Here is a 5,091-nt window from a genome sequence, read left to right on the forward strand (position 1 = left end):
ACCGTTCGCCAATAGGCGTACGCAAACGGATGCGATTTTTATAGCGGAGCGGCGTGAGCCGCCCGGTCAGCTTCGAGGCGATCTCGTCATGGATCGAAAGTCACACGCGACTTCCGCGACGCGTCATCTAGGCATTCCATGCTCCATCGTTTTGCATGCAAAACCGCTGCGGCCGAACTTGCCCTTGCGTGAAACTGGATCGTTTTGCTAACCCAGTAGCGTGCATGGATCATTGTCGCAATTGCCAAAAAATAAGTTTGCCTGATGTTCCATCGAACGTTTGACAGTAAAAACGATCGCTGCTGTGGGAGGGCAGGGGGATGAGTGCAAACTGCGATTGGGCCGAGGGATTGGCCAGTGATAGCGTTGACCAGCGTATTGCAACGTTACGCAAGATTTCAAATCAAGAAGACCCTGTGACGGGCGTGACGGTCTGCTGCGTCCGGGCGGCGGGCGATTCCGACGACGACGTTCGCATGTGGGCTGCTGAAGCTCTCAGCCACGCCATTACACCGATGGCGACCGAGGTCGATTCGCTTGCCGATTTGCTCACTCACAGCGACGATGGCGAAATCTGCTACTGGGCAGCGACGATGCTGGGGCGATTGAAAAGCGAAGCCGCCGCGGCAGTCGATGCGCTGCAAGAATGCGTTGCGAATTCGATGTATTTGCCCGCGCGAGAACGTGCGGTATGGGCATTGGCCGAGATCGGGCCGGCGGCCGCTAAAGCGATCGAGTCGCTCGAAAAGACGGCCCAAGCGGCACCCCCGCGTTTAAAACGATTGGCCAAGGAAGCGATCAAATCGATTGGAAACGCAGCGTAGGGAAGGGGATGCGGCAGCGTTTTGATCGCGGAGCGATCAACGACACTATGATCGCGGAGCGATTAACGACAATGTGATTGCGGAGCAATCAACGACACTGAAAGCAACCATCGGCAAGGAGGCCGGGATGGGCTTACTATCGAATTTATTACAGAGCAGCCGCTCGCGTTCTCGTAAACAATCGAGTTCGCGTACGCGGTCGGTCCTCAGCTATATTCCCTTTGTTCGCTGGATCGGGCCATCGGTCAGTTTCGCGGGGATCGCCGCCGCGTTGGGGATGGTCGTTACCGGACGCATCGATCTGTCGGTGTTGGATACCATTGCCGATGGCGCCGCAACAAGCGACACAGTCAACGAGGCTCCGGTTCAATCGGTCACGCTTAGTCCGCTGGGTGACCGGTCGATCGAAACGATTCGTTTGGCAACCTTCAATATTCAAATGTTTGGCGACAAAAAATCTTCGACTCGGGTTGTCGAGGGAGTCGACGTGATGGGGACGTTGGCCCAGATCGTCAGCCAGTTCGATTTGGTGGCAATCCAAGAGGTTCGTGGTGGCAATAGTGTTCCCGTCGAACGATTGGTCGATTTGATCAATACAACGGGGGCACGCTACACCGCCACCGTTAGCCCTCCGATCGGTCGCACGTCGCAAACCGAGTGTTATGCGTTTGTTTGGGATCAAACCCGTGTCCAGATGATTCGTGACAGTGCCTACGTGGTGCAAGACAATGTCGATCGAATGCACCGCGAGCCGATGGTGGCGTCATTCCAAGCGATCGCGGTGCCTCGCGATGGACGCCGTCCCTTCAGTTTTACCATGATCAACGCTCATACCGATCCCGACGAAGTGACCTCTAAAGCGACCAGCAATGAAATCAATGTGTTGGACGATGTGTTTGTCCGGGTTCGCCAATTTGAGTACGATCGGATGGGCGAAGAAGATTGCATTTTGTTGGGCGATTTGAATGTCGACGCCAACCATTTGCAGGAATTGGCAATGATTCCCAATGTTTTTTCCATCGCGGGCAATACGTTGACCAACACGCGGCACACCAAAACGTATGATCATATTTTGATTGATCGTGAGATGACTCGCGAATACACCGGGCGATTCGGCGTGGTCGATTTGCAAAAGGATCTTGGACTCACCGAGGCGCAGGCACTGTTGGTCAGTGATCACATGCCATTGTGGGCCGAGTTCAGCGCGTACGAGATGCCTCAGGGCGATTCGGTTGCAACGCGGCCTGAGGCGACGCGGACGATTCGCTAATGATCGGTTCTGTCTCAATCTTCTCTCGTTCGTCGCATTGGATTCATCAAATCGTGAAACAGAAATTGCTTCGCCTGAAAACCACGCTCGTCGACTTTGCCGCCTACTGTGTGGTTCGATTGTTGGTGGCCGTGATCCAGACGTTGCCGCTGGACATGGGGCGGTCGTTTGCCAACGGCGTTGCGTGGCTCGCGGCGGGGCCACTGAAAATTCGTCATCGCACAACCGAACAGAATTTGAGTCGAGTTTTCCCTGATGCGAATCAAAATGAGCGATCCGCTATGTCGCTGGCGATGTGGCAGCATTTGATTTTGATGGTCTGCGAAATCGCATGGGCTCAGCGTCGATTGCATTTAACGAACTGGAGCGAGTACATGACGTTCCGCGACAACCGCACGATATTAAGGTCGCTGCTGAGCGAGCGACCGATGGTGGGGGTGACAGGTCACTTCGGCAACTTTGAAATCGGCGGCTATGTGCTCGGTTTGATGGGGTTCAGTACGACGACGATCGCCAGAAAGTTAGACAATCCATTTCTGCACAGCTGGGTCGAACGGTTTCGAGGGGCCAAGGGCCAAGTGATGGTGGACAAGGAAGGGTGTGCACCGCTGATCGATCAACATTTGCAGCAAGGCGGTGTATTGTCGTTGTTGGCCGATCAACACGCCGGCGACAAAGGTTGTTGGTTACCGTTTATGGGAGTGCCCGCATCGAGCCACAAAGCGCTGGCGCTGTTTTCGCTCAGTTCCAACGCACCCATGGTCGTCAGCTATACGATTCGCAAGAATGGCGAGCCGATGCAGTTCGTGTCGGGGTGTGTCGGGATTGCGGATCCACTCAATGATACCGCCGAGGTGTGTCAATCGGTGACGACGTTGACTCAGTGGTACAACGAACGTCTTGCCACGGCGATCCAACTAGCGCCCGAGCAGTATTGGTGGCTGCACCGACGATGGCGGCAACCGCCCGAACGCGTTGCAAAGCGATTAGCCAAAGAAGCGGCCAAATTATCCGCATAACCATCTGTTTGACTCACTGTCATCGCGTTGACGATTGGATCCGATATCGCGGCGGTATCCGACAGCGGCATGGACGAGCCGATCTTAAACTCGGAGAGAATTCGCGGATGGGTTCCAATGGATCGATGGCATTTTTGACGGTGGAATCCGCATCTGTTCGATCTTCGGCGAAGCGATCGGGCGGATGATCCGGTTCTCGGCGTTGTCTTCCTGCACACATTCTCCGTCTTCTCGCATCAGCATCGGGCAAGCGTAACTGTGTGCCGAGCGACGGATCACCACTGCGGTGCTGCCGGATCGCAATTCAACGTGGCTGCCCAGCGGGTAGAGGGATTCGGTATTCAAAAAGGCTCGCACCACATCGGGGTCAAACGTGCCTCGCGTGGCTTGATGCAAAATCAATCCAATGGCGTTGTGAGGTAAGATCCCGCAGCGATCAGACGATGGCGAGATCAGTTGGATATAGGCGTCGACCACATTCAAGATTCGTGCGTATTGATGAATTCGGACGCCACGCAACCCGCGCGGGAATCCCGATCCATCGTATTGCTCGTGAACTTGTTGTACTGCAATCCGTACGGCCGACGGAGTTTCAGGAATTGCGGTGACACAATCGAACGCAATCACCGGATGCTTTTCGTATTCCCAGCGTTCGGAATGCGAGAGGGTTTGGGTGGGATCGCGAAATTTGGGATCCAACACATACAGCCCGATATCGTGCAGCAATCCAGTCAAACCAATTTCAAGTGCGGTGGGTCCATCGAGCCCCAACTCGATGGCGACCGCCATCCCCATCACCGCCATTTGGACCGAGCGACGTTCGAGAGCCACATCGTCACTTGCGGCACCAATCTCGCCAACAGTTTGGTCATGATCGTCAATCATCGAACGCGCGAACGAATCCGACGTGGCGGTTAGGGGCGAGATCGAAGCAAAGTCACGCGTCTGGAGGGCGTAATTGATCTGTTCGAACCGAGCCTTTGCGGTGCTCATGCATTTGTTTAGTTCGGCCGTCCGCTCGTCACTCAACGGCTCGTCATGACGATCGACTAACAAGTTCTTTAACGGCAACGCCTGTTCCCAAACACCTGAAAACTTTGGCTTCTTTTCCGCTGCGTCTGCGGTTGCAGCTCGGCGAAGTTGTTGGCCCGTTAATTCGGCAATGTCGTTTGGGTGAACGGCGATGACATCGATGTGTTGCTCGTGTAAATGGGAAACGATCGTCGGCGTGATGTGGGTTCCCGAACCGAGTAACAAGACGCCCTCTTTGCTGAGGATGGGGTATCCACACGTCGCTCCAGCACACAATTTTTCTAGCGGTAGCTCGACCGTTTCTGAGCGTGACATTTGCCGTCAATTTCCGATAAATCGATATAGTTGCCAGGACTGCGCAAAGCAGAACTTTGAGAATACGGTGATGGCGTTTCGCAGACGTAGAGCGTTCAACAAGGTAAAATTGGCCTCGATCACACAACGACTCAATCGAACCCTATGTCACGAAATCGGCCACGACAAACGCAGTTAGGCCCCTTGGCAACGGATTGCGGATTCCCGCATCTTTAGGTGACCGGATGGTTCGTAATACCGAGTGATTTGATGGCGATTTTTAGTTTGCGGCGGTCTGGGGCGTTTGTTTTCAACCGTCATGAATTACGTGTCCTCCCCCCCAATTTCAACTCCGTTTCACTCACATTCATTGTCCCCCCTTACTAGATTAACTAGCCCCATGATTCCAAACGATTCCGTCCCCCGAACCTGCGACGTGGTGATTATCGGCGGAGGAATTGTCGGATTGGCGACGGCGTTGACGTTAATCCAGCGACACCCGTCGCTGGGTGTGTGTGTTGTCGAAGCCGAGTCGCATGTCGCAGCTCATCAGAGCGGTCACAATTCGGGGGTATTGCATTCGGGGATTTATTACAAGCCTGGGTCGGCCAAGGCAATCACGTGCCGTAGCGGCAAAGCGCTGATGGAAGCA

At 54.5% G+C, this 5,091-nt stretch carries 5 protein-coding genes; 4 read left to right on the plus strand and 1 reads right to left on the minus strand.

Translation table 11 applies throughout. The annotated features are described in order from the left end of the window. The first annotated feature begins 320 nt into the window (after positions 1-320). The 3 genes from RMSM_RS28195 to RMSM_RS28205 all read left to right on the plus strand — a co-directional run bounded on the left by RMSM_RS28195 (position 321) and on the right by RMSM_RS28205 (position 3,113). Positions 321-824: a HEAT repeat domain-containing protein gene (locus RMSM_RS28195; protein WP_008705169.1), complete on the plus strand. Its 504-nt coding sequence runs from the start codon at positions 321-323 to the stop codon at positions 822-824. Between the two features lie 127 nt (positions 825-951). Further along, entirely contained in the window at positions 952-2,094 is a 1,143-nt protein-coding gene (locus RMSM_RS28200) for an endonuclease/exonuclease/phosphatase family protein (protein WP_063870274.1), read from the plus strand. Between the two features lie 53 nt (positions 2,095-2,147). Then, positions 2,148-3,113: a lysophospholipid acyltransferase family protein gene (locus tag RMSM_RS28205; RefSeq protein ID WP_040769773.1), complete on the plus strand. Its 966-nt coding sequence runs from the start codon at positions 2,148-2,150 to the stop codon at positions 3,111-3,113. Between the two features lie 84 nt (positions 3,114-3,197). On the opposite strand, the gene RMSM_RS28210 is transcribed toward RMSM_RS28205, so the two are convergent. Further along, the gene (locus tag RMSM_RS28210; protein ID WP_008705175.1) at positions 3,198-4,460 is read right to left on the minus strand and encodes an HD-GYP domain-containing protein; all 1,263 of its coding nucleotides are present in this window, start codon (positions 4,458-4,460) and stop codon (positions 3,198-3,200) included. Between the two features lie 379 nt (positions 4,461-4,839). Here RMSM_RS28210 and RMSM_RS28215 point away from each other — a divergent pair. Then, the coding region (locus tag RMSM_RS28215) for an FAD-dependent oxidoreductase (RefSeq protein WP_008705177.1) at positions 4,840-5,091 on the plus strand (252 nt) is incomplete at its 3' end.

Source organism: Rhodopirellula maiorica SM1 (genome assembly GCF_000346295.1).
GTDB lineage: Bacteria > Planctomycetota > Planctomycetia > Pirellulales > Pirellulaceae > Novipirellula > Novipirellula maiorica.

What these genes read in the sequence shown, in the direction of transcription:
- RMSM_RS28195 (WP_008705169.1), top strand. Translation starts at nt 321, where the DNA reads ATGAGTGCAAACTGCGATTGGGCCGAGGGATTGGCCAGTGATAGCGTT.
- RMSM_RS28200 (WP_063870274.1), top strand. Translation starts at nt 952, where the DNA reads ATGGGCTTACTATCGAATTTATTACAGAGCAGCCGCTCGCGTTCTCGT.
- RMSM_RS28210 (WP_008705175.1), bottom strand. Translation starts at nt 4,460, where the DNA reads ATGTCACGCTCAGAAACGGTCGAGCTACCGCTAGAAAAATTGTGTGCT.